Annotated in this window: 19 protein-coding genes; 10 read left to right on the top strand and 9 right to left on the bottom strand. The window is 71.5% G+C overall.

The genetic code is table 11. The features are described 5' to 3' along the window. Window positions 1–13: 13 nt before the first annotated feature. The 6 genes from J8403_RS05190 to J8403_RS05170 form a co-directional block, all read right to left on the bottom strand. Window positions 14–1,378, bottom strand: a complete 1,365-nt coding sequence (locus J8403_RS05190; RefSeq protein ID WP_211122094.1) for an MBL fold metallo-hydrolase — start codon at window positions 1,376–1,378, stop codon at window positions 14–16. 65 nt (window positions 1,379–1,443) lie between these two features. Beyond that, window positions 1,444–2,088 carry a rhodanese-like domain-containing protein gene (locus J8403_RS05185; RefSeq protein WP_211122093.1) on the bottom strand — a complete coding sequence of 215 codons (645 nt, stop codon included), beginning with the start codon at window positions 2,086–2,088 and terminating at the stop codon, window positions 1,444–1,446. A gap of 278 nt (window positions 2,089–2,366) precedes the next feature. Beyond that, on the bottom strand, window positions 2,367–3,536 hold the full coding sequence (locus tag J8403_RS05180) for an amidohydrolase family protein (protein ID WP_211122092.1): 1,170 nt from the start codon (window positions 3,534–3,536) through the stop codon (window positions 2,367–2,369). Between the two features lie 3 nt (window positions 3,537–3,539). After that, entirely contained in the window at window positions 3,540–4,898 is a 1,359-nt protein-coding gene (locus J8403_RS05175; protein WP_211122091.1) for a type I glutamate--ammonia ligase, read from the bottom strand. A gap of 151 nt (window positions 4,899–5,049) precedes the next feature. After that, a complete protein-coding gene (locus J8403_RS44290) occupies window positions 5,050–5,178 on the bottom strand; it encodes a hypothetical protein (protein WP_281427900.1) in 129 nt (42 codons plus the stop codon). A gap of 23 nt (window positions 5,179–5,201) precedes the next feature. Next, window positions 5,202–6,425 (bottom strand): CdaR family transcriptional regulator, encoded by a 1,224-nt coding sequence (locus tag J8403_RS05170; protein WP_211122090.1) that lies wholly within the window; start codon window positions 6,423–6,425, stop codon window positions 5,202–5,204. A gap of 170 nt (window positions 6,426–6,595) precedes the next feature. Here J8403_RS05170 and J8403_RS05165 point away from each other — a divergent pair, with 170 nt between their 5' ends. The 3 genes from J8403_RS05165 (at window position 6,596) to J8403_RS05155 (ending at window position 10,587) form a co-directional block, all read left to right on the top strand. Further along, entirely contained in the window at window positions 6,596–7,990 is a 1,395-nt protein-coding gene (locus J8403_RS05165) for an MFS transporter (RefSeq protein WP_211122089.1), read from the top strand. After that, window positions 7,987–9,279, top strand: a complete 1,293-nt coding sequence (locus J8403_RS05160) for an NAD(P)/FAD-dependent oxidoreductase (RefSeq protein WP_211122088.1) — start codon at window positions 7,987–7,989, stop codon at window positions 9,277–9,279. Before J8403_RS05165 ends, J8403_RS05160 begins: the two co-directional genes overlap by 4 nt. Before the next feature lie 162 nt (window positions 9,280–9,441). Next, window positions 9,442–10,587, top strand: coding sequence for a glycoside hydrolase family 88/105 protein (locus J8403_RS05155; RefSeq protein ID WP_211122087.1), 1,146 nt, complete (start codon window positions 9,442–9,444; stop codon window positions 10,585–10,587). A 75-nt stretch (window positions 10,588–10,662) separates the two neighbouring features. On the opposite strand, the gene J8403_RS05150 is transcribed toward J8403_RS05155, so the two are convergent. Further along, the gene (locus tag J8403_RS05150; protein WP_211122086.1) at window positions 10,663–11,745 is read right to left on the bottom strand and encodes a PQQ-dependent sugar dehydrogenase; all 1,083 of its coding nucleotides are present in this window, start codon (window positions 11,743–11,745) and stop codon (window positions 10,663–10,665) included. Between the two features lie 11 nt (window positions 11,746–11,756). After that, on the bottom strand, window positions 11,757–12,563 hold the full coding sequence (locus J8403_RS05145) for a hypothetical protein (RefSeq protein ID WP_211122085.1): 807 nt from the start codon (window positions 12,561–12,563) through the stop codon (window positions 11,757–11,759). 409 nt (window positions 12,564–12,972) lie between these two features. Between J8403_RS05145 and J8403_RS05140 the strand changes: the two genes are divergently transcribed. The 7 genes from J8403_RS05140 (at window position 12,973) to J8403_RS05110 (ending at window position 19,678) form a co-directional block, all read left to right on the top strand. After that, window positions 12,973–14,766 carry a discoidin domain-containing protein gene (locus tag J8403_RS05140; RefSeq protein WP_211122084.1) on the top strand — a complete coding sequence of 598 codons (1,794 nt, stop codon included), beginning with the start codon at window positions 12,973–12,975 and terminating at the stop codon, window positions 14,764–14,766. A gap of 154 nt (window positions 14,767–14,920) precedes the next feature. Beyond that, window positions 14,921–15,064, top strand: coding sequence for a pyrroloquinoline quinone precursor peptide PqqA (gene pqqA / locus J8403_RS05135; protein WP_211122083.1), 144 nt, complete (start codon window positions 14,921–14,923; stop codon window positions 15,062–15,064). A gap of 10 nt (window positions 15,065–15,074) precedes the next feature. After that, window positions 15,075–15,995 carry a pyrroloquinoline quinone biosynthesis protein PqqB gene (pqqB, locus tag J8403_RS05130; RefSeq protein ID WP_211122082.1) on the top strand — a complete coding sequence of 307 codons (921 nt, stop codon included), beginning with the start codon at window positions 15,075–15,077 and terminating at the stop codon, window positions 15,993–15,995. Next, window positions 15,992–16,699, top strand: a complete 708-nt coding sequence (pqqC, locus tag J8403_RS05125; protein ID WP_211122081.1) for a pyrroloquinoline-quinone synthase PqqC — start codon at window positions 15,992–15,994, stop codon at window positions 16,697–16,699. Before pqqB ends, pqqC begins: the two co-directional genes overlap by 4 nt. After that, window positions 16,696–17,007, top strand: coding sequence for a pyrroloquinoline quinone biosynthesis peptide chaperone PqqD (gene pqqD, locus J8403_RS05120; protein ID WP_246585695.1), 312 nt, complete (start codon window positions 16,696–16,698; stop codon window positions 17,005–17,007). Before pqqC ends, pqqD begins: the two co-directional genes overlap by 4 nt. Then, the gene (gene pqqE, locus J8403_RS05115) at window positions 17,004–18,110 is read left to right on the top strand and encodes a pyrroloquinoline quinone biosynthesis protein PqqE (protein WP_211122079.1); all 1,107 of its coding nucleotides are present in this window, start codon (window positions 17,004–17,006) and stop codon (window positions 18,108–18,110) included. The genes pqqD and pqqE overlap by 4 nt, the downstream gene beginning before the upstream one ends. Window positions 18,111–18,199: 89 nt before the next feature. Continuing rightward, window positions 18,200–19,678 carry an SDR family NAD(P)-dependent oxidoreductase gene (locus tag J8403_RS05110; protein WP_211122078.1) on the top strand — a complete coding sequence of 493 codons (1,479 nt, stop codon included), beginning with the start codon at window positions 18,200–18,202 and terminating at the stop codon, window positions 19,676–19,678. A 58-nt stretch (window positions 19,679–19,736) separates the two neighbouring features. On the opposite strand, the gene J8403_RS05105 is transcribed toward J8403_RS05110, so the two are convergent. Further along, on the bottom strand, window positions 19,737–20,996 hold the full coding sequence (locus J8403_RS05105) for a glycosyltransferase family 4 protein (RefSeq protein WP_211122077.1): 1,260 nt from the start codon (window positions 20,994–20,996) through the stop codon (window positions 19,737–19,739). Between the last annotated feature and the right edge of the window lie 164 nt (window positions 20,997–21,160).

Below are 21,160 nucleotides of genomic sequence, written 5' to 3'. Positions count from 1 at the left end.
GAGGGAAGAGGGCTCAGGGGCGGGTGACGGTCAGGCCCGCGTCGACGGCCGCCTCGAAGCCGTCGTCGACCGCGACGACCCGGCGTCCGACCGCGTCCAGGAGGGAGGCGGCGATCGCCGCGCGCATCCCACCGGCGCAGTGCACCCACACGGTGCCGTCCGGGACCTCGTCGAGGCGGCCGTGGAGCTCGTGGATCGGGATGTGCACCGAGCCCTCGACATGGCCGTTGGCGCGTTCGGAGTCGCGGCGCACATCGAGCACCACCACCTGCTCGCCCCGCTCGCGGGCGGCGGCCAGGCCGGCGAAGGCCGCGCGCGGGAAGGAAGCGAGCTCCTCGCCTGCCCGCACCCAGCCCGCCGGGTCGCCGGTCGCGGCGGCGGCCGGGCGGTCGATGCCGACCCTGACCAGCTCCCGCTGCGCGTCGGTGATCTGCGCGGGGGTCTCGGCGAGCAGGGTGACGGGCTTGCCCCAGGGGATCAACCAGGCCAGATAGGTGGCCAGCTTGCCATCCCCCTCGAAGTTGAACGAGCCGGCCACGTGGCCTTCGGCGAAGGCGACCCGGCTGCGCAGGTCCACCACCCACTCACCGGCCGCCAGACGCTCCGCTATCCGCGCGGCGTCGGCAGGCTGGGGCGGGGTGAGGTCGACGGGGGCGGGGCCGGCGGCGTTGGCCGGACCCATATGGGCGTAGTAGGCGGGAACGTCCTCCAGGCCGGCCAGCGTGCGGGCGACGAAGGTGTCCACGTCCGAGGTGAGCGCGTCGTTGCTGGTGCGTTCGTTGCCGATCGTGGTCGTGTCCCCCTCGGCCTGCGAGGAGGAGCAGAAGCTGCCGAAACCGTGTGTGGGCAGCACCGGCACCTCGTCGTCCAGTTCGTCGGCGAGCCGGTGAGCGGAGGCGTACTGGGCGCGGGCCAGCTGTTCGGTCAGCCGTGGCTCCACCAGGTCCGGACGCCCCACCGAGCCGATCAGCAGCGAGCCGCCGGTGAACACCGCCACCGCACGCCCGTCCTCCTCAAGTGCGTAGGAGGTGTGGTGCGGGGTGTGCCCCGGGGTCGCGATCGCGCGCAGCACCAGATACTCCTCCACCTCCACCGTGTCGCCGTCCGCGACGGGAACGCGGGCGTAGGAGACGTCTGCGGCGGCCGGGACCAGGTAGCGGGCGCCGGTGACCCGGGCCAGCTCCGGACCGCCGGTGAGGTAGTCGTTGTGCACGTGCGTCTCCGCCACATACGCGATCCGCACCCCGCGCCGGGCAGCGGCGGCGATCACCTGGTCGATATCGCGTGGCGGGTCGACCACGACGGCGGTGCGGGGCCCGCCCGCCAGATAACTGCGATTACCCAGGCCCTCGAACTTCAGGGTGTCGACGAAAAACACGAGTGGGACTCTCTCATGGGAATGAAGTACTTCACGGTGGTATGCGCTACGCGCTTCGGAGATGACTACGCCTGGCCGAGGACGATCGGCAGACCTGCCGCTTCCCATGCCGCAAGGCCGCCGGCGACGTTGAAGACGGGAGAACGGCCGGCGGTCATCGCCTGCTCGGCCGCCTTCACGCTGCGTCCGCCCGTGCGGCATAGGAAAGCCAATGGGCCGTCGGGCAGGCCGGACAACGAGGTCGGTATCGTGCTGAGCGCGGCGTGAATGGCGCCCGCGGGGCGACGTGTCGCCCACTCGTCGTCCTGTCGGACATCGACCAGCGTGAGCTTCCCCTCCGTGACGCGGCGATGCGCCTCGGCAGGGGGCAGGTCGGCGAGCGTGTGGCCGTTGTCATGGCTCAACGCGTGCCCCGTGACGGGGACGACCGTCCGAATCGCTTCGTAGTTCGAGGCATGGGCGGTGGCTACCTGCTGCCCCAGCATCGGGCAGACGTTCATCGCCTCTTCCCAGTGAGAAGCCGTCTCCCATTCGGCGACGTTCACGAGTCGGAACTTGCTTCCCGGCACGACCGTGCGGAACATATAGGTCCGAAGGAAACCGGGTTGGGCGGCCATAAGATCCGCAGCGTCCTGCCACATTGTGAGATATGCGTTTTCATTTCCCTCATCGATCTCGATCGGAATGATGACGACGTGGTGGTTTTCCATCTGAGGCTTCCTCCGCATGGTGTTTTGGGACGCTACTGTCGTCCGGCGCGGGCAGCCGACAAGCGGTCCGCGTACTGCAATTGCGTACCCACTCATTTCCGCCGACCCCTTCTGAATGCAGACTGCACGCACAACACTGGAGTTGACAAAGGGCTTTGCCGAGGCAGCAAATGACGCCATGATGGGCAGACCAGTAGTGGCGGCGGGCGCTCGCACGGTCGGAGGTCGCGGGTGAGGGGAAGGACGGGGAGCCGCCCGTCCTGAACCGCCAGGGCCCCCTAGCCCTCGCGCGGGGCCGGGGTGCCGAGGCCGTAGACGCGGCGGGCGTTGTCCGCGCCCAGCAGCGCGGCCACCCTGCGGGCGTCGCGGCGCGACCAGGCGCCCTCCGCGACCCAGTGGGTCAGCAGCCCGGTCAGCGCCTCGCGGAAGAGCCGCGCCCCCACCACATACAGCTCGGGGAGCCCATAGGCATCGGTCGAGAAGAGCACCTTGCCGAACGGGGCGAGCTCCAGCATCTCGGCGAGCACCGCCCCGGCCCGTGCCCCGGTGTGCGACAGGGCCAGCCCCACATCGGCGTAGACATGCGGGAAGACGGCGGCCAGATAGGCGGCACCGCGGTGGTACGGATAGCCGTGCAGCAGGATCAGCGTGCAGCCCGTGGGGCGCACCGCGCGGATGAAGTCGGTGAGGGCGAGTGGATCGCAGCGGTCCAGCCGCAGATCGGGATCGCCGAAGCCGGTGTGCAGTTGCAGCGGCAGCCCGGTGTACGCCGCCGACCACAGCAGATGGCGCAGCAGTACGGGGTCGGTGACCCGGGCGGCGGCGGTGCCGCCCTGACCGCGCCGGGCGAGCCAGTGCTCGGCTGCGGTGTGGACGGCGCCGGGGCCCGGCGGATCCGGCTCGAAGTCCAGCCCGTAGCGGTAGGCGGCCACCGACTTGAAGCCGGCCGCCGTACGCGCCGCCTCCCGGATCCCGTCCGCCACCCCGGCCAGGAAGTCGTCGGCGGTCAGCGAGGTGTCGGCGATCCGCTCCGCCAGCTGCTCCAGGCGGACGATCTCATGGGCGGTGCCGCCCGCCGCGAGGGCCAGCTCCTGAGGGGTGGTCAGATTGCCCGGCAGCCCGGTGTCCACCAGGAACTCGCTGATCCCGGTGGAGCTCAGCAGCCGCCGGGTCACCTCCCGGGCGCCCAACTCGCGCCGCCGGGCGAGGTAGTGGGCGGGCGGGCAGTGCGGTTCGAGGCCCAGCAGCGGCGGACACCAGCGGCGCACCGCGAACCCCAGCTGGCTGTCGAAGAAGGTGGTGCCGAGCGCCGCGGGCGCGTCGGATTCGGTCAGGAACGCCTCGAACGCGGCCGAGCTCAGCTCGGAGCGGACCACCCCATGGCAGTGGTGGTCCACCAGGGGCGGCAGTGGCGGCTCGGTCGGATCCGTCTGCTCGGCGGCCTCCATCGGTCAGTACCGCCTCCGGGTCGCGACGGCGATCTCCTGGGGGGACGACTTCTCGAACAGGGCGGCCTCCGCCCGGCGCACCGCGGCGATCGACTCGAAGAGCGGATCGCCCAGCGCCTCGCGCAGCACCGTCGAGTCCTCGAAGTGCTCCAGCGCGGTGAGCAGCGAGGTGGGCAGCCGCCGCTCGCGCCGCTCGACCGCGGGGTCCCCGGAGACGGGTGGCGGCAGGGAGAGCCCGGAGTCCATCCCGCCGAGGCCCGCGGCGATGACCGCGCCCGCCACCAGATAGGGGTTGGCCGCCGGGTCGAAGGACTTGATCTCGGCGTTGGCCGCCCCCGGGTCGTCCGGTGCGCCGGTGATGAAGCGCACCGCGGCCTCGCGGTTCTCCAGGCCCCAGCACTGGTACGCCCCGGCCCAGCGGGAGGGTTCGAGACGGAGGTAGCTCGCGGGGGAGGGGGCGCCGATCGCGAGCAGGGCGGGCAGTTCGCGCAGCACTCCGGCGAGGAACGCCTCGGCCGTCGCCGTCATGCCGTGCGGCCCGTCGCCGTCCCGGCACAGATTGCGGTCCCCCTGCCACAGACTCACATGGACATGGGCGCCGTTGCCGACTCCGCCCGGGTCCACCACCGGGCCGAACAGCGGATTGAGCCCGGCGCGCCCGGAGCACGCCCGGATCGTCTCCCGCACCAGCACGGCGAGATCGGCGGCGCCGACCGGGTCGGTGGGCGCCAGGGACACCTCGAACTGCCCGGGGGAGTACTCCGGGTGGAGCTGGAGCACCTCCATGTGCTGCGCGTCCAGCGCCCCGAGCAGATCGGCGAGATAGTCGGCGAGGTCGGCCACGCGCGCCATGCCGTAGGCGGGACCGGCGGTGGGGTAGTGCGGCGGGTCCTGGTCCGGGTCGCCGGTGGTGACGACCCACTCGGTCTCGAACCCCATGCGGACGCTCAGCCCGCGCTCCCGCGCCCGCTCGGCCATCCGCCGGGCGAACAGCCGCTGGCAGACGGGGTGCGCCCGGCCCTGCTGGTCGTACCGGTCGACCGGGGCCCAGGCCCAGTCGGGCTGGGCGGCCAGCGGGATGAGCCGGTCCAGGTCGGGGATGAGCCGCAGATCCCCGTCGGGGCCGCCGACATGCCGGCTGGTGGTCATGGAATCGTCCACGAGATAGACGTCGAAGACCGGGGACATCCCGACCCCGCGCCGCGCGGCATGGGGCAGCCGCGCGGTGGGCACGGACTTCGCCCGGGTCAGACCCGCGTTGTCCACCCAGGTCAGCGCGATGCCCCGGATTCCGCTCGCGGTGAGCCGCTCGGCCTCCTGCCGAGCCCGTGCGTATGCCTGCTCACGATCGCCGGTCCCCATGGGCGCCTCCTCAGCCACGTCCTGTACGCCGAGACTATTGCCTGTGGACGGTCTTGTGGTGACGCATTGTCCCGATCGCATACGGGGTGTGACGGTGGCTTATGCCGGTCGGAGGTTGACACGGCCGGCCGGGGCGTCGAGGTGTCCGGCGTCAGCGCCCGAGGTGCTCGGTGATGTCGCGCAGGACGACCCGGGCGGCGGTGGGTCCGGCGTTGAGGGGGAAGGCCGTGCGCAGATAGCCGGGGACCGGTCCGGCGTGGTCGGCGCGGGTGGTGGCCACCGGTACGACGCCGAGGGTGAGGCTTACCTTGCCTTGCCCTGGGTGGGGGTCTCCCGGAGGATGTCGGTCAGGCAGGCGAGATACATCTCGATGGCCTGGGCCGGCTCCCGCACCCGTCTCCCCGACAGCTTTCCGATCTTCTCCAGCCGGTACAGGAGTGTGTTCCGGTGGATGTGCAGCCGCTCGGCGACCCGCACCAGATGAAAACCCCCCTCCGCCCAGCCGATCAGCGTCTCCCGCAGGGTCGGCCAGTCGGGCTGCCCGGGCAGTTTCCCCAGCACGGCGTCGGCGAACCGCGCCCGAGCCTGCCGCGGAGCGGCGCCCAGCAGATGCGGTATGCGCAGGTCGGCGGCGGTGAAGACGCGGTCGCCCGGGAAGACGGCCGGTCCGGTGCGCAGAGCGGTGGCGGCGTCGCGATAGGAGTGGTGCATCCCGGTGGTGCCCGCACCGGGTTCGCCGACGGCCATCCGCCCGTCCAGACCGTGCCGGTCGTACAGCAGCGAGAGCAGATGCCCGCAGGCGTCGGCGAACCGTCCCGGGGCCGTCCGCTCGCCGTGGGCGGCGGCCAGCACCACATACCGCCCCGCCGCCTGGACACCCGCCACGTCCTGCCGGTCCCGGAACACCTCCCGTACGGTCCGCAGCACCGTGATCCGGGAGACCGCCGCCGCGCCCTCGTCCGCGCCCTCTCCCGCCGGGATCACCTCCATCAGCACCGCGGCCCGGGCCAGCCCCGGGGCCAGGCCCAGCTCCACCGCCCGGGCGTCCACCGCTCCGGCGTCGACCACCTCGGGGTCGTAGAGCGCGATGTCCCGTACGAAGTCGTCGACCGCCCGCTCGTGGAGCAGCCGCGAGCGCAGCAGTGCCGCCTCCTCCAGGAGGATCTCCGTCTGCCGCCGCACCACCAGGCCGAAGCGGTGCACCTCCGCCGGCACCCCGGTCAGACAGACCGTGCCGATCACCTCCTCACCGACGGTGATCGGCAGGCTCATCCCGGGCCGCACGCCCCGCATCCGGCCCGCCTGCTCGGCGGTGTGGGTGGCGGGCCGCCCGGTGCGCACCACCTCCAGGGACGCCTCGTGGACGGTGCCGACGCGCGCGAGGTCGCCGCAGCCGATGACGACCGCCCGGGGGTCGGTGATCAGCACATTGAAGCCGGTGATCCGGCCGATGTCCTGGGCGATCTCCTGAGCCAGCTCCGGGGTCAGGACGGGACGGCCACTCATGGGATCGATCGAGGGGTCCATGGGCGGATCGTACAAGCATGGGCTTCCAGGTGGCGATCGGTTCATACGATTCCAACGATGACCGACCGCCGGACGCTGCCTACCGTCTTCGGACATCAGCACCGGGCGCCTCGCGACCGCCCGGCCATCCGTCCTCCTCCTCCCCAGGAGCATCTCCTCAGGAGACGGCCATGAGCACAGCATCCCTGGAGAAATCCCGTCCTACCCGCACCCACTGGCTCATCACGCTCTACGCCGGCGGCGGTGAGTTCTGCGACGGCTACATCCTCAGCATCATCGGCGTCGCGCTTCCGCTTCTCACCGCCGACTACCACCTCAACTCCTTCGACTCCGGAGTGGTCGGCTCCGCCTCCCTGGTCGGCATGTTCGCCGGGGGCCTGGTCTTCGGCTATGTCACCGACCGGGTCGGGCGGCAGAAGGTCTATCTCTTCGACATCGCCGCCTTCATCCTGCTCTCCGCGGCGCAGTTCTTCGTCAGCGATCCCTGGCAGCTCACCGTGCTGCGCTTCCTCATGGGCATCGCCATCGGCGCCGACTTCGCCATCGCGGGCACCATCGCCTCCGAGTTCGCGCCCCGTAACTCCCGGGGCCCGCTGCTGGTCGTCATGGTCACCATGTGGTCGGTCGGCGCGGCCGTCGCCTATGTCGTCGGCTGGGCGATGATGTCCTCCGGCCATGACAACTGGCGCTGGATGCTCGCGAGCAGCGCGATCCCCGCCGTCCTCATCCTCCTGTTGCGGTTCGGCACCCCCGAGTCGCCGCGCTGGCTGCTCAGCAAGGGCCGCAACCAGGAAGCGGAGGCCGTGCTGAAGCAGATGCTCGGCCCGGACGCGACCGTGGCCGACCTCGAGGCGGACACCGCCTCCCGCACCCGCTACACCGACATCTTCCGCGGCGCCTATCTGCGCCGGACCATTTTCGTCAGTGTCTTCTGGGCCTGTCAGCTGCTGCCGATCTACGCCATCACCACCTACGAGCCCACCATCCTGTCCTCCTTCGGACTGGCCGACGGCAACGACTCCTACCTGGGCTCGGTCGTGGTGCAGATCTTCTTCGTGCTCGGCTCGCTCTCCGGGATCCTGGTCATCAACAAGGGGCGGCGCACCCTGCTCCTGTGGAGCTTCGGCCTCTCCGCGATCCCTCTGCTCTGTCTCGCGGCCCTCGCCCGCCCCGCACCGGCCGTCGTGGTGGTCCTCTTCGCGGCCTTCGGCGTGGCCGCCTTCTCCAGTCAGTGTCTGCAGGCCATCTATCCCTCCGAGCTGTTCCCGACCGGAGTGCGGGCCACCGCCAACGGCTTCGCCACCGGCATCAGCCGGGTCGGCGCCGCGATCGGCACCTGGGGCGCGCCCGTCGTCCTCGACCACAGCACCCGGCTGGCCATGCTGCTCGGCGCGGTGATCTGCGTCATCGGCTGGGGCACGTCGTACGTCCTCGCGCCGGAGACCAGCGGGCTCACCCTCGCCGACGCCAGCTCCGCGGACGCGGACTACGCCCGCGGGCGGGCGCGTACCAGCCATGACACCTCTTCGACCACACCGTCCCCCGCGGTGAAGGAGCCTTCATGACCTCCCCGGACACCCCGCCCGCCACGGTCACGATCGTCGGCGGCGGAGTCGTCGGCCTGGCCTGTGCCCACTACCTCAGCGCCGCCGGACTGCGGGTCACCGTCCTCGAACGCGACCGGCTGGGCAGCGGCGCCTCCCGCGGCAACGCCGGGGAGGTCTGCCCCGACCTGGTCGAACCGCTGGCCGCGCCCGGGGTCATCGGTACGGCGCTGCGCGGATTGCACCGCCCGGACAGCGCGCTGGCGATCCACCCCGCGGCCGGTGCCGAACTGCTGCGGTTCCTGGTCCGGTTCGGGCTGCGGGCCACCTCGCGCCACTACGCGCGGGGGGTCGCCGCCCTCGGCGCGCTCGCGAAGGGCACCTTCGGGCTCTTCGAGGAGCTGGAGGCGGCCGGTGTCGACGGGGAGGCGCACAAGGACGGCTTCCTCTTCGCCTTCCCCTCCCGCGAGTACGCCGCCGAGGCGCTGGCCGCCTTCCGCCGGCTGGACGCCCCCATCGCACCCGGCGGGGTGCTGGAGGGGGCCCGGCTCGCGGAGGCGGAGCCCTCGCTCACCGACGGCGCCCGGGCGGGTTTCGTGGTGGAGCGCCAGTGGTCGCTCGACCCCTCGCTCTTCGTGGACCGGCTCGCCGAGCGGCTGCGGGGCCAGGGCGTCGAACTGGTCGAGGGCGCCCGGGTGTCGGCCGTCACGGACCGGGGCGGCCGCACCGAGGTGCGCACTTCGGCCGGGACGTACCGGAGCGACGCGGTGGTCATCGCCGCGGGCGTCCGGTCGCGCGAGCTGGTCCGCGGACTCGGCCTGGACGTCGACCTGGTGGCGGGCAAGGGGTACAGCTTCTCCGTGGCGGCCGAGCCGCCGCCCTCCCGGCTGGTCCACCTCGGCGCGGCCAAGGTGGTGCTCACTCCGATGGGCAAGCGGGTCCGGGTCGCCGGGACGATGGAGTTCGAGCGCGACGCCGACCGGTTCCGGCAGCGGCGCATCGAGGCCATCGTCGCCGCCGCGCGCCCGTATCTGCGCCATGCCGACTGGGACGACCGCCAGGAGGAGTGGGTGGGGCCGCGGCCCATGACCCCCGACGGGCTGCCGCTGATCGGGCCGGTGCCCGGCCATCCCCGGGTGCTGCTGGCGACCGGTCACAACATGCTGGGGCTGATGCTCGCGCCCGCCACCGGCCGGCTGGTGGCCGGACTACTGACGGGTACGGCGGATTCTGGCCTTTCCTCCGCTTTTGCCCCGGTACGGAGCGTTCGCCGCTATTCTTGGCGTGTACGCGCCACCCACGGCCGGTGAGCCGAAGGGGCGCACCGCTGTCGAAAGGGAGAGCGCGCGCGGACCCGTGAGGAACGCGCGGGCCGGGCACGGTCGACGACCGGCAGCGGGTCCCTCCCAGCGGTAGCCGGGGGAGACGTGGGCGACCCGGAGCCGAACCGAGCCCTGAGAAAAGGGGAACGAGTGATCAGTCGCAGAACGCTGTTCGCGAGCACACTGGGCATCACCGGCGGCCTTCTCCTCCCGACGGCGGGCGCCGGCGCGGCGCCCGCCGACTGGTCCCGGGCGGTGGTGGACTCCACCGTCGCCCGCTACCCCGACCCCGCCTCGCTCGGCGGCTGGGGCTACACCCGGGGGCTGTTCCTGCTCGGCACCCACCGCGTCTACCAGCGGGTCAAGGAGCCCTCGTACCTGGCGTACATCAAGCGCTGGGTGGACAACTTCGTCGACGCCGACGGTCATATGAGCCGGACCTTCGACAACCTCGACGCGATGCAGTCCGGCAATCTGCTGCTGGTCCTCCACCAGGAGACCGGCGACCCCCGCTACCGGACCGCCGCCGACCAGATCCGCGCCCGGATCACCAGCTATCCGCGCACCGCCGACGGCGGGATGTGGCACGCCACCGGCAAGACCAACGAACTGTGGGGCGACGGCGTCTTCATGGCCCAGCCCTTCCTGCTGCGCTACGGCACCGCCTACGGCGACCAGGCGTACGCGTACGAGGAGGTCACCCGGAACCTCTCGGTGTACTTCCGCCACCTCAAGGCGTCCAACGGGCTGCTCTACCACGCCTTCGACGCCGACGGCGACGCCCCGTGGAAGCCCGATCCCACCACCGGCACCTCCGGCTACCACTGGGCACGGGCCATCGGCTGGACCGCGATGACCCATGTGGAGGTGCTGGAAATGCTCCCCGCCGACCATCCGCGCCGCGCCGAACTCATCGGCAACGTACGGCACTTGGCGAAGGGTTTCGTGCGCTACCAGGACCCGGCCACCGGCCGCTGGTTCCAGGTCGTCGACAAGGCGAGCGACCCCGGCAACTGGACCGAGACCTCCGCCTCCAGCATGTACACCCTGATGCTGCACGCGGCCCTGAAGCACGGCTGGATCAGCGGCGGCGCCTACGCCTCGGCGGCGCGCCGGGGCTATCAGGGCGTGCTGCGGAAGGTGTCGGTCGGCTCCGACGGGCTGACGAACATCTCCGACATCAGCGAGGGCACCAACGTCGGAGACCTGGCGTACTACCTCAATCGGCCGCGCAATACGAACGACCTCCACGGTCTGGGCGCCTTCCTGCTCATGAACGAGCGGCTCGCATACTGACACCGACGTACGGGCGCGACATGGACGTACGGGCGCGGTCCGCGGACCGCGCCCGTACGCTCACCCGCGAAGGCGCTACTTCAACTCGACCTGGAACACCTTGTCCGCGCCGTCCGGCTCCCCGCCGTTGTTGTCGGCGTTGGTCGTGGACAGCCACAGCGTGTTCTTGCCCGGCACGGTCTCCACGGTGCGCAGCCGCCCGTAGGAGCTGGTGTAGTACGCCTTGGGGGTGCCCGCGCTCGTCCCGTCCACCGGGATCCGCCACAGCCGCTCACCGCGCAGCGCCGCCATGTACATCGCGCCGTCGGCGTAGGTGACCCCGCTGGGCGAGGCGTCGCCGACCGGCCACTGGCGCTTGGGGTTGGTCATCCCGGAGGTGGAGCAGTTGCCCTCACAGGTCGGCCAGCCGTAGTTCTTGCCCGGTTCGATGAGGTTGAGCTCGTCGTACTTGCTGTTGCCGAACTCGGCCTCCCACAGCCTCCCCTGCGGATCCCAGGTGATGCCCTGCGGATTGCGGTGGCCGTAGGAGTAGACGAGCGTGCCGAACGGATTGCCCGGGGCGGGCTTGCCGTCCGTGGTCATCCGGAGGATCTTGCCGTTGAGGGAGTTCTTGTCCTGGGCGAGATCGGGGGTCTGGGCCTCCCCGGTGGTGGCGTACAGATAGCCGTCCGGACCGAACTTCAGGCGTCCGCCGTTGTGATACTTGTTCTTCTTGATGCCGGTGACCAGCGCCTTGTAGCCGCTGAGCGAGGAGCCGTCGTAGGTCATCCGGGCGATGCGGTTGCCGTCGGAGGCGGTGTGCATCAGATAGACGGCGTGGTCGCTGTTCCAGTTCGGGGACACCGCGATGCCCAGCAGCCCGCCCTCACCGCCGGTGGTCACCACATTGGGCACCGTGCCCACCTTGGTCCTGGTGCCCGACTGGGTGAGCTTGTAGACGTCGAACGCGTCGCGCTCGGTGATCAGGGCCGAGCCGTCGGGCAGCCAGCTGAGTCCCCAGGGGATCGACCAGCCGGAGGAGACGGTCTTGATGTCCGAGGGGGCCGAGTCGGCCGCCGAGGTCGCGGCGCTGCCGGTGCCGGTCTGGGTGAGCAGCAGCCCCGCGGCGAGTGCGGTGGTGGCGGCCGCGGCCACCAGGGTGTTCCGATAGCTCTTCATCGCGCGCCCTCCTACTGGAGCTTGTACGCCTTGAAGTTCCGGGTGAGCAGGTAGGTGGTCCGGAGGCCGTCGCTGTTCAGGCTCCGGTAGATGCCCCACTTGGGCCGCAGATAGTTCTTGCCGCGCCACAGGTCCAGGCCGGTGCGCTTGTACGCGGCGACTCGTCTGCCGCCGGTGGTCACCGACCAGTCGGCGTACGCGCCCGAGTCGGCCGCCTTGACCTCGACCGACACATCGCTCCACGCGCCCTGGAGCGGCGTCATGTCGGCGGCCCCGGCCTCGGTGAGGTTGTCGTCGTCGTCCGACGTCCGGATCTCTACCTTGGGCCCGTCGCCGTGCTGGTGCAGCGACATGGTGAACAGCGGGGCGGCCACGTCCCCCACCTTGATCTGCATGATGTGGGTGAAGCCGGTGGTCGCGTCGAGGGTGTCCGGCACATACATCTGGTACTGGATCCGCCAGGTCTCGTTCTTGAGGATCTTGACGGCGGAGCCGTTCCGCTCCATGCCCCTGACCTCTTGGCGCTGGCGGTCGGTGCTGGTGTCGACGTCCTTGGGGTAGTGGATGTCGGTACGGAAACCGCCCTGGTAGGGGTAGATGTGGGTGACACCGGGATGGGAGTCGGCGCGGTCGTCCTCGGCGCCCTCGAAGGCGTCGGCGACACTCGCCCCCGATGCGGGGCTCCACTTCAGACTCCAGGACGCGGCCGGCGCCCGCGGGGACCGCTCGGCACCGTAGGCGACCGCTGCCGGGGCGATCAGCGCGGCCGTGGTCGCGAGAGCCAGGGCGGTGCGGGGTAAGAGCGGTGAATGCTCCATCAAGGATTCTCCTGTCTGATCCTTGTTCACATGGGGGGACTGTAAGGAAGGCTTCCTAACGCGTCAACAGGTGAGCCGTAGTCGGCTACGGTCCGGAGTGAAGACCCCGTGATCGTGTGGATCTCCGCATGGCCGGCTCCACTGAACGCGGACAGTGCTTCGCGGAAGGTAGGAGGTATGGCCCGATGAGTCAAGGAATGGTGTGGACCAAGGGGCGGTGGCGTGGGGGGAGGTCGGCGGAAAGCGGCCAACTACCAGCGGATTCCGCTTGTTTGTTGGTGACGCACGGGGAATGTGCAGCCGGAGAGGTCGGAGGATTTTTGACGCACGCTTCTTGACCGAGCCCCAACAGCCGGTGACGCTGCAACAGAACGGCACATGACCGTACGCCCCCCGAGAAGGAGCCCTCATGGGCCGCAGATCCCGCCGGCGCCTCGGCGTCTGGCCGGCAGCCGTGCTGTCTCTTGTCGCCACCCTCGCCCTGACCGGCCCCGCCCCCGCGCGGGCCGATGTGGTCAACTCCCGTCAGCAGTGGCTGCGCGACTCCCAGGCGGGCCTCTTCCTGCACTGGGGCATGCGCACCTCGCCCGGCTACACCAGCTGCTCCGCCTGGGAGAAGGCGGTCAGCGACGGCGGCTGGAAGGCCGACTACTGGGTGGCCGAGGCCAAGAAGCTGCACGCCTCCTACCTGGTGCTGGCCTCCTTCCACAGCCGTCTGGGCTACGCTCGCGCCTGGCCGTCCGCCGTCCCCGGAAGCTGCTCCACGAAGCGGGACTTCCTCGGCGAGCTGATCGAGGCGGCGAACGCCCAGGGGCTGAAGGTCATGCTCTATATGACCGACGACCCGCAGTGGCATGCCGAGGGCGGCCATGAATGGCTCGACTCGGCGGCCTACTCGGCCTACAAGGGCCATGACGTCGACCTGACCACGCGCGACGGCTTCGGCGAGTACTCGTACGACAACGTCGTGGAAGTGATGCGGAAGTACCCGAAGCTGTCCGGGTTCTGGATCGACAACGACAACGACTACTGGATCGACCACGGGCTCTACGAGAAGATCCGTGCCGACCGTCCCGGCTGGCTGCTGAGCAACAACAACGAAGACACGCCGATCATGGACACGGTCAGCAATGAGCAGAAGACCGGGATGACCCCGGCCTACGACTATCCCCAGGCCATCTGGACCCCGCAGCCCCGGCTCACCGAAGCCTGCTTCAAGCTGCCCAGCAGCGGGGCCTGGTGGTACAGCGGCACCGACTCGGCGGTGGACCACGGACTCACCCTCGGCCGGCTGATCAGCAACTCCGGATCCTCCGTCAAATCGCTCATGGCCGAAACCGCCCAGGTGAACGGTCGCTTCCCGAGCAAGCAGGAAGCCTTCAACGACTACGCCAAGAGCTATCTCGACAAGATCTGGGGGTCGCTGGGCGGCACCGAGGGCGGCGGCTACTCCTACGGCGGCCTGCAGCCCGGCGCCTGGAACGACGGCGCCCACGGGGTGACCACGGTGAGCGAGGCCGACCCCGACCGCCACTTCATCCACGTCCTCACCAGGCCCTCCGGCTCCACGCTGACCGTGCGGGACAACGGCTACAAGGCGACCGGCGTCACCGACTACCGCACCGGCAAGAAGCTGAACTTCCGCCAGAGCGACGGCAGGATCACCATCTCCGGCATCACCGGCTGGGATCCGTACGACACCGTCCTCGCGGTCCGCACCGACGGCCGCCAGGGTGTCGTTCCGGCCAGTTCGGTCACCGCGAGCGCCAGTGTCTCCGCGAGCGGCCACCCCGCCTCCGCCGTACTCGACGGCGACCCGGAGACCTACTGGGACAACGCCACCACCCTGCCCGCCTCGGTCACCTTCGATCTGCGGTCGGCCAAGAGCCTCCGCTATCTGGCGGTGAACCAGCGGGAGTGGTCGGTCTCCTACGCCCGCTCCGACACCGAGCAGTCCGCCCGCATCCGCGACTACCAGGTGCGGGTCTCCGGCAACGGCCGCGACTGGGGCAGCCCGGTGGCGAGCGGAACGCTGCCCAGCGCCCGCGGAGTGGCGTTCATCGACATCCCCGCCACCACCAAGCGCTATGTCCGGCTCACGGTGAACAGCACCTGGGCGGCGGCCACCGACACCAAGCACTACCGCAAGCTGCTGCTCGACGAGGTGCGCATCGGAACGGCCTACCCCGGCAGCGGCTCATGACCCCGTCCCCGACGACGCCATCGACCACCGCGGGCGACGGCACCACCCCCGACGGCGGGGCGCTGCGGATCCGGACCGCCGACCGACGGCCCGACTGACGGTCCGTCCCGTCCCGTTGACCCATCCCCACCCAGTTGGAAGGCAGGTCGAAGCCATGAACGACACCACACCGCAGACGGCACCCGAGGCGACGGACCGGACCCGTACGGACGCCGGGGAAACCGCCTGGCAGACGCCCGACTACGTGGTCGTGGAGACCGCGCTGGAGGTCACCGCCTACTCGCTGAACGCCCGCTGAGCTCCCCGCCATGCGCGTGCGCGTGCTCGGCACCGCGGCGGGTGGCGGCGTACCCCAGTGGAACTGCGCGTGCCCCGGATGCTCCGGGGCACGCGCCCACCCGGGGTGGCGCCGCCGCCATGCCTCGCTCGCCGTCCAGGCCGCCGAAGGCCGCTGGTATCTGGTCAACGCCACCCCCGACCTCGGCGAACAGGTCGAGGACTGCCCCGAGTTGCACCCCGGGCCCGAACCGCGCCGGACCCCGCTGGCCGGAGTGATCCTCACCGACGCCGAACTCGACCACACCCTCGGCATCGCGCGGCTGCGCGAGGCGGACGGCATCGAGATCGTGGCCACCGCCCCGGTGCGCCACGCCCTGCTGACCGGACTCCACCTGGGCGAGGTCCTCACCCCCTACGCCCCGCTCGACTGGCGCCCCCTCGACCCCGGGGACCGCCCGCTCGCCGAGGACTCGCCGCTCGCCATCGGCGCCGTCCCCGTCTCCGCCAAGCGCCCCCGCTACGCGGCCGGACTCGACGCCCGGGACGACGACGCCGACGCCCCCGACGACGACGCCTGGGTGGTCGCCCTGCGGCTGACCGACCGCACCAGCGGCCGCTCCCTCCTCTACGCCCCCGCGCTCGCCGCCTGGCCCGACGCCTTCCAGCGCGCCGCCGAAAGCGCCGACCACGTCATCGTCGACGGCACGTTCTGGTCCGATGACGAGCCCCTCACCAGCGGCTTCGGCTCGCGTACCGCCACCGCCATGGGGCATCTGCCGATCGATGGACCCGGCGGCACGGCGCGGCGGCTCGCCGCACTCGACGCGCGCACCCTGTACACCCACCTCAACAACACCAACCCCCTCAACGACCCGGCCGCGCCCCAGCACACGGTGCTGCGGGAGCTGGGCGTCGAGGTGGCCGCCGACGGGATGGTGATCGACCTGTGAGCACCCCACGGACACGTCTTGAGGAGCGGCTGCGCGCGGTCGCGCAGGAGCGCTACCACGACCGCCACCCCTTCAATGTACGGATGCACGCAGGCGAGCTCACCCCCGCGGAACTGCGCCGCTGGATCCTCAACCGCTTCCACTACCAGCGCCACATCCCCATCAAGGACGCGCTGATCACCGCCAAACTCGACACCGCGCGGCTGCGCCGGATGTGGCTGCGGCGCATCCAGGACCACGACGGCGCCGCCGACGGCGAGGGCGGCATCGAGCGATGGCTGCGGCTCGGCGAGGCCGCCGGCCTGGACCGGGACCGGCTGCTGTCCGGCGCCGAGGTGGTGCCCGGGGTGCGGCTGGCGGTCGACGGCTATGTCAACTTCTGCCGGCTGCGCGGCCCGCTGGAAGCCGTCGCCGCCTCGCTCACCGAGCTGTCCGCGCCCGGCATCATGCTCACCCGTATCGACGCCTTCGAGCGGTACTACCCCTGGATCGAGCGCGCGGGCCTGGCCTACTTCCGCAACCGGGTCGACCAGGGGCGCCGGGACAGCACCGAGGCGCTCGACCTGGTCCTGACCTGGGCACGGACCCCCGAGGACGAGGACCGCGCGGTGGCGGCGCTCGCCTTCAAATGCGATGTGCTGTGGTCGCTGCTGGACGCGGTCGAGCACGCCGACACCAAGGACGGCCCAGGGGAGGGGACATGACCACCGCCGACACCCCGGAAGCCCCGCCCGCCCCGGACATCCCGCCCGCCCCGCCCGGATGGCGGCCCGCGCTGACCCCCGCCGTGAGCCTGCGCCACGACCGGGTGCGTGACGCCGATCTGCTGGTGCTGCCCGAGCGGGTGGTGGTGCTGCGGGGCAGCGCCGCCCGGATCCTGCGGCTGTGCGACGGCGACCGCGACCTCGACGCCATCGTCGCGGAGCTCATGAGCCGCTTCCCCGGCGCGCCCGTGGCCGAGGACGTGCCCGCCTTCCTCGCCCGGATGCGTATCGAGGGCTGGGTCCGATGACCGCCGCGCCCCGCCCCTGGGCCCTGCTCGCCGAGCTCACCCACGGCTGCCCGCTGCACTGCCCCTACTGCTCCAACCCGCTGGAGCTGGTCCGCCGCTCACGGGAGCTGTCCACCGCCGAGTGGACGGAGGTGATGCGCCAGGCCGGGGAGTTCGGCGTGGTGCACACCCATCTCTCCGGCGGGGAACCGCTGTTGCGCCGCGATCTGGCCGAGATCGTCACCGCCGCCGAGTCCGCCGGGATCTACACCCAGCTCGTCACCAGCGGGGTGGGCCTGGACGAGGCCCGGCTGGCCGAGCTGATCGCCGCCGGGCTGCGCAGCGTCCAGCTGTCCCTGCAGCACGCCGACCCGGCCGCCTCCGACCGGATCGCCGGGTACCGCTCCTTCGCCGCCAAGGAGCGGGCCGCGGCCCTGGTGCGCAGGGCCGGTCTGCCCCTCGGGATCAATGTCGTCCTGCACCGCGACAACCTCGACGCGCTCGACGCCGTCATCCAGCGCGGGCTGGACTGGGGCGCCGACCGGATCGAGCTGGCCAACACCCAGTTCTACGGCTGGGCGCTGCGCAACCGCGACGCCCTGCTGCCCACCCGCGACCAGCTCGCCCGGGCGCGGGAGACGGTCGAGCGCCGGCGGCAGCGGCTGGGCGGCACCGTCGACCTGGTGTGGGTCGTGCCCGACTACTTCGACGGCGTCGCCAAGCCCTGCATGGGCGGCTGGGGCGCGGTCTCGCTGACCGTCGCACCCGACGGCACCGCGCTGCCCTGCCCCGCCGCCGCGAGCCTGCCGGACCTGGACCCGCCCGATGTGCGCGACCACACCCTGGAGTGGATCTGGGACCACTCCACCGCCTTCAACCGCTACCGGGGCGAGGAGTGGATGCGGGAGCCGTGCCGCACCTGCTCCCGCCGCGCGGAGGACTTCGGCGGCTGCCGCTGCCAGGCGTACGCCCTGACCGGCGACGCCGCCCGTACCGACCCGGCCTGTGCGCTCGCCCCGGACCACGGCGTGATCCGCGCGCTGACGGAGGCCGGGGAGCCGGCCGGAGCGCGGGCCCCGGCGCGGACCGGCGGCTATGTGTACCGCAGGCCCGGAGGAGGGTGAGCCGGGCGCGGTTTGGCGCATACGCCTCCGCTTCCGTAAAGTTTCGCCGTTGTCCAGGGGAACAGGCGAACCAGAAAGCGGCAGCGGCGATGACGGTGATAGACGAAGGCCGGGCCGAACGGGCGGCGGCCGAGGAGCCGGGCATCGACCCGGAGCGGCTGGCGACCTGTCTGAGCGTCCTCGCGGAACTCGACCGGCTGCCGGTCGACCACCCCGACGCGATCATGGTCCGCCGGGCCACCTCCGGGATCTACCGCAGCGTGAAGCAGCGCAGGCGCCAGGAGCGGCGGGCCGCGAAGACCGCCCACGACAAGGCGGTGACCGAGGCCACCGCCACCGGCGCCGCCGACCGGATCGACGACGAGACGCTGGGCCGCGCGCTCAGCAGCTCCGTCTCCACCGAGATCGCGGGCATCCTGGTGCGCCCCCGCTCCTGCTACGTCTGCAAGACCCGGTTCGTCGAGGTCGACGCCTTCTACCACCAGCTGTGCCGCGACTGCGCCGCCGAGAACCGGGCCCGCCGCGACGCCCGCACCGACCTCACCGGGCGCCGCGCCCTGCTCACCGGCGGCCGGGCGAAGATCGGCATGTATATCGCGCTGCGGCTGCTGCGCGACGGCGCGCACACCACCGTCACCACCCGCTTCCCGGGCGACGCCATCCGCCGCTTCAAGGCCATGCCCGACAGCGGGGAGTGGCTGCACCGGCTCAAGGTCGTCGGCATCGATCTGCGTGACCCCGCCCAGGTCATCGCGCTGGCCGACGAGGTCGGCGCCGCGGGGCCGCTGGACATACTGATCAACAACGCCGCCCAGACCGTCCGCCGCACCCCCCAGGCGTACGCGGAGCTGATAGCGGGCGAGTCGGCGCCGCTCCCCGCCGGGGAGCTCCCCGAGTCCCTGGTCCTCGGCGCCTTCGGCAGCGGCGCCCAGGCGGCCCTCCCGGCGCCCCGTACGCCACAGGACGGCGCCCTCACCCCGCAGGACCTCACCGCCCTCGCCCTCACCAGCGGCTCCGCCTCCCCGGCCCGGATCGAGGCCGGGACCGCGATCGACGCGGGCGGGCTGGTGCCGGACCTGGACCCGACCAACACCTGGGTGCAGCGGGTCAACGAGGTGGACCCGGTCGAGATGCTCGAGGTCCAGCTGTGCAATGAGACGGCGCCGTTCATCCTGGTGAGCCGGCTGCGCCCGGCGATGGCCGCCTCGCCCGCCCGGCGCAAGTACGTGGTCAACGTCTCCGCGATGGAGGGCAAGTTCGGCCGGGGCTACAAGGGCGCGGGCCATCCGCACACCAATATGGCCAAGGCCGCGCTGAACATGCTGACCCGCACCAGCGCCCGCGAGATGTTCGAGGCCGACGCCATCCTGATGACGAGCGTCGACACCGGATGGATCACCGACGAGCGCCCGCACCCGGACAAGATGCGGCTGGCGGCCGAGGGCTTCCATGCCCCCCTCGACCTGGTGGACGGCGCGGCGCGGGTCTACGACCCGATCGTCCGGGGCGAGGCGGGCGAGGACCTCTTCGGCTGCTTCCTGAAGGACTACGCCCCGACGTCCTGGTAGCGCGGACGGCTCCGCGGCCGTAGCGGTGACGCCTCGCCCGGCGCGGTCCGGCGTGGCGTCAGGCGCTCGCCTTTCCGCCCGCCGGGGTCCGGCGGGCGGGGGAGATGCCGAAGCGGCGGGCCAGGCGCCGCAGGCGGGCGCGGGCGGCGACCCGGCCGCGCTCCCAGAAGCGGGCGAACCGGCTCGCGCGCAGCTCCGCGAAGAGCTCGTCGTAGCGGTGCGCGAGCGGCTCGGGATCGTAGGCGCGGGAGCTCTCCAGGGCGGCCGCGGCCATCGCCTGCCGGGCCGGGGCGTCGGCCATCAGCTCCATCAGCGCGCTCGCCAGCGCCTCCTTGTCCCCGGTGGGGACGAGCCGTCCGGTGACCCCGTCCTCGATGATCTCGGCGGGGCCGAGCGGGCAGTCGGTGCTGACCACCGGCACCCCGCAGCGCATGGCCTCCACGATCGTCATCCCGAACGACTCGGCATCCGAGGCGACCGCGACCAGCGACGCCTTCGCGAACTCCTCCTCGATGGGGGAGTAGGACCCCATCAGCTCCGCGCTCCCGGACAGGCCCAGCCGCTCGATGCGCTCCGCGAGCCGCTCCTTCTCCGCGCCCCCGCCGTAGATCCGCAGCCGCCAGGCCGGGAACTTGGCCGTGACCTCCGCGAAGGCGTCGATGAGCAGGTCGAAGCGCTTGCCGCGGACCAGCCGCCCGGCCGCCGCGATCACCGGTGTGGTGCCCTCGGAGGGGGCGACGGCCGGTTCGGGGACGCTGTTGGGTATCGCCAGGGTCCGCACTCCCGGCAACGGCATCTTCTCGCGGTAGACCGCGGCGTCCGCCTCGGTCGTGGTGACGATGGCGTCCAGCAGCCGGTAGTGCGGAGCCAGCTCCCGTCGCAGCTTCTTGCTGTGCGCGTCGTACCGCAGATGCTCCTGGGCGATGCGCAGCGCCCGGCGCGGGGCGAAGCGGGATACGTAGACGTTCACCCCCGGCCGAGTGCCGATGATCACATCGGCGGGGCAGCCGCGCAGATACTCCGCGGCCCGCGTGTCGATCAGGCGGTTGTACTGGCGGTACCGCTTCTCGGCGGCCGGGAAGTCCCGGCTGGCCTCGAAGAACAGCGGGTCATTGGCGTCCGTGCTCTCCGGACGCGTGTCCACCAGGGGGACCAGCCGCACCCGGGGGTCGAGGGCGAAACGCGGCGTCTCGCGATGCCGCATCATCGAGACGATCTCCACCTCGTGGCGGTCGGCGAGCGCCGTCGCGAGATTCATCGTCGTCCGGATCGTTCCGCCGATCCCGTAGGCGTTGTGCAGCAGGAATGCGATCTTCATGCGGTATTTTCTCCGGCCGGTTGCATCCCCGGGGCGAGTTCCCCCCGGAACGTGACGGACACCTTCTCCGGGCCCGGTAAGCCCGTCGCGTGAAGAAGGTGAGAGCGGGGTAAGAAGCCCCGCTCAGGACCCCCGGCCGGGGCGGGCACCGCTGTGGCCTTGGC

It is taken from the genome of Streptomyces yatensis (assembly GCF_018069625.1).
Taxonomy (GTDB): domain Bacteria; phylum Actinomycetota; class Actinomycetes; order Streptomycetales; family Streptomycetaceae; genus Streptomyces; species Streptomyces yatensis.
This window is presented reverse-complemented; position numbering and strand designations above follow the sequence as displayed.

Bases quoted from the DNA above. Each gene is read 5' to 3' on its own strand.
- J8403_RS05185 (WP_211122093.1), bottom strand. From the start codon at position 2,088: ATGGAAAACCACCACGTCGTCATCATTCCGATCGAGATCGATGAGGGA.
- J8403_RS05180 (WP_211122092.1), bottom strand. From the start codon at position 3,536: ATGGAGGCCGCCGAGCAGACGGATCCGACCGAGCCGCCACTGCCGCCC.
- J8403_RS05175 (WP_211122091.1), bottom strand. From the start codon at position 4,898: ATGGGGACCGGCGATCGTGAGCAGGCATACGCACGGGCTCGGCAGGAG.
- J8403_RS05170 (WP_211122090.1), bottom strand. From the start codon at position 6,425: ATGGACCCCTCGATCGATCCCATGAGTGGCCGTCCCGTCCTGACCCCG.
- J8403_RS05165 (WP_211122089.1), top strand. From the start codon at position 6,596: ATGAGCACAGCATCCCTGGAGAAATCCCGTCCTACCCGCACCCACTGG.
- J8403_RS05160 (WP_211122088.1), top strand. From the start codon at position 7,987: ATGACCTCCCCGGACACCCCGCCCGCCACGGTCACGATCGTCGGCGGC.
- J8403_RS05150 (WP_211122086.1), bottom strand. From the start codon at position 11,745: ATGAAGAGCTATCGGAACACCCTGGTGGCCGCGGCCGCCACCACCGCA.
- J8403_RS05145 (WP_211122085.1), bottom strand. From the start codon at position 12,563: ATGGAGCATTCACCGCTCTTACCCCGCACCGCCCTGGCTCTCGCGACC.
- J8403_RS05140 (WP_211122084.1), top strand. From the start codon at position 12,973: ATGGGCCGCAGATCCCGCCGGCGCCTCGGCGTCTGGCCGGCAGCCGTG.
- pqqA (WP_211122083.1), top strand. From the start codon at position 14,921: ATGAACGACACCACACCGCAGACGGCACCCGAGGCGACGGACCGGACC.
- pqqB (WP_211122082.1), top strand. From the start codon at position 15,075: ATGCGCGTGCGCGTGCTCGGCACCGCGGCGGGTGGCGGCGTACCCCAG.
- pqqD (WP_246585695.1), top strand. From the start codon at position 16,696: ATGACCACCGCCGACACCCCGGAAGCCCCGCCCGCCCCGGACATCCCG.
- pqqE (WP_211122079.1), top strand. From the start codon at position 17,004: ATGACCGCCGCGCCCCGCCCCTGGGCCCTGCTCGCCGAGCTCACCCAC.
- J8403_RS05110 (WP_211122078.1), top strand. From the start codon at position 18,200: ATGACGGTGATAGACGAAGGCCGGGCCGAACGGGCGGCGGCCGAGGAG.
- J8403_RS05105 (WP_211122077.1), bottom strand. From the start codon at position 20,996: ATGAAGATCGCATTCCTGCTGCACAACGCCTACGGGATCGGCGGAACG.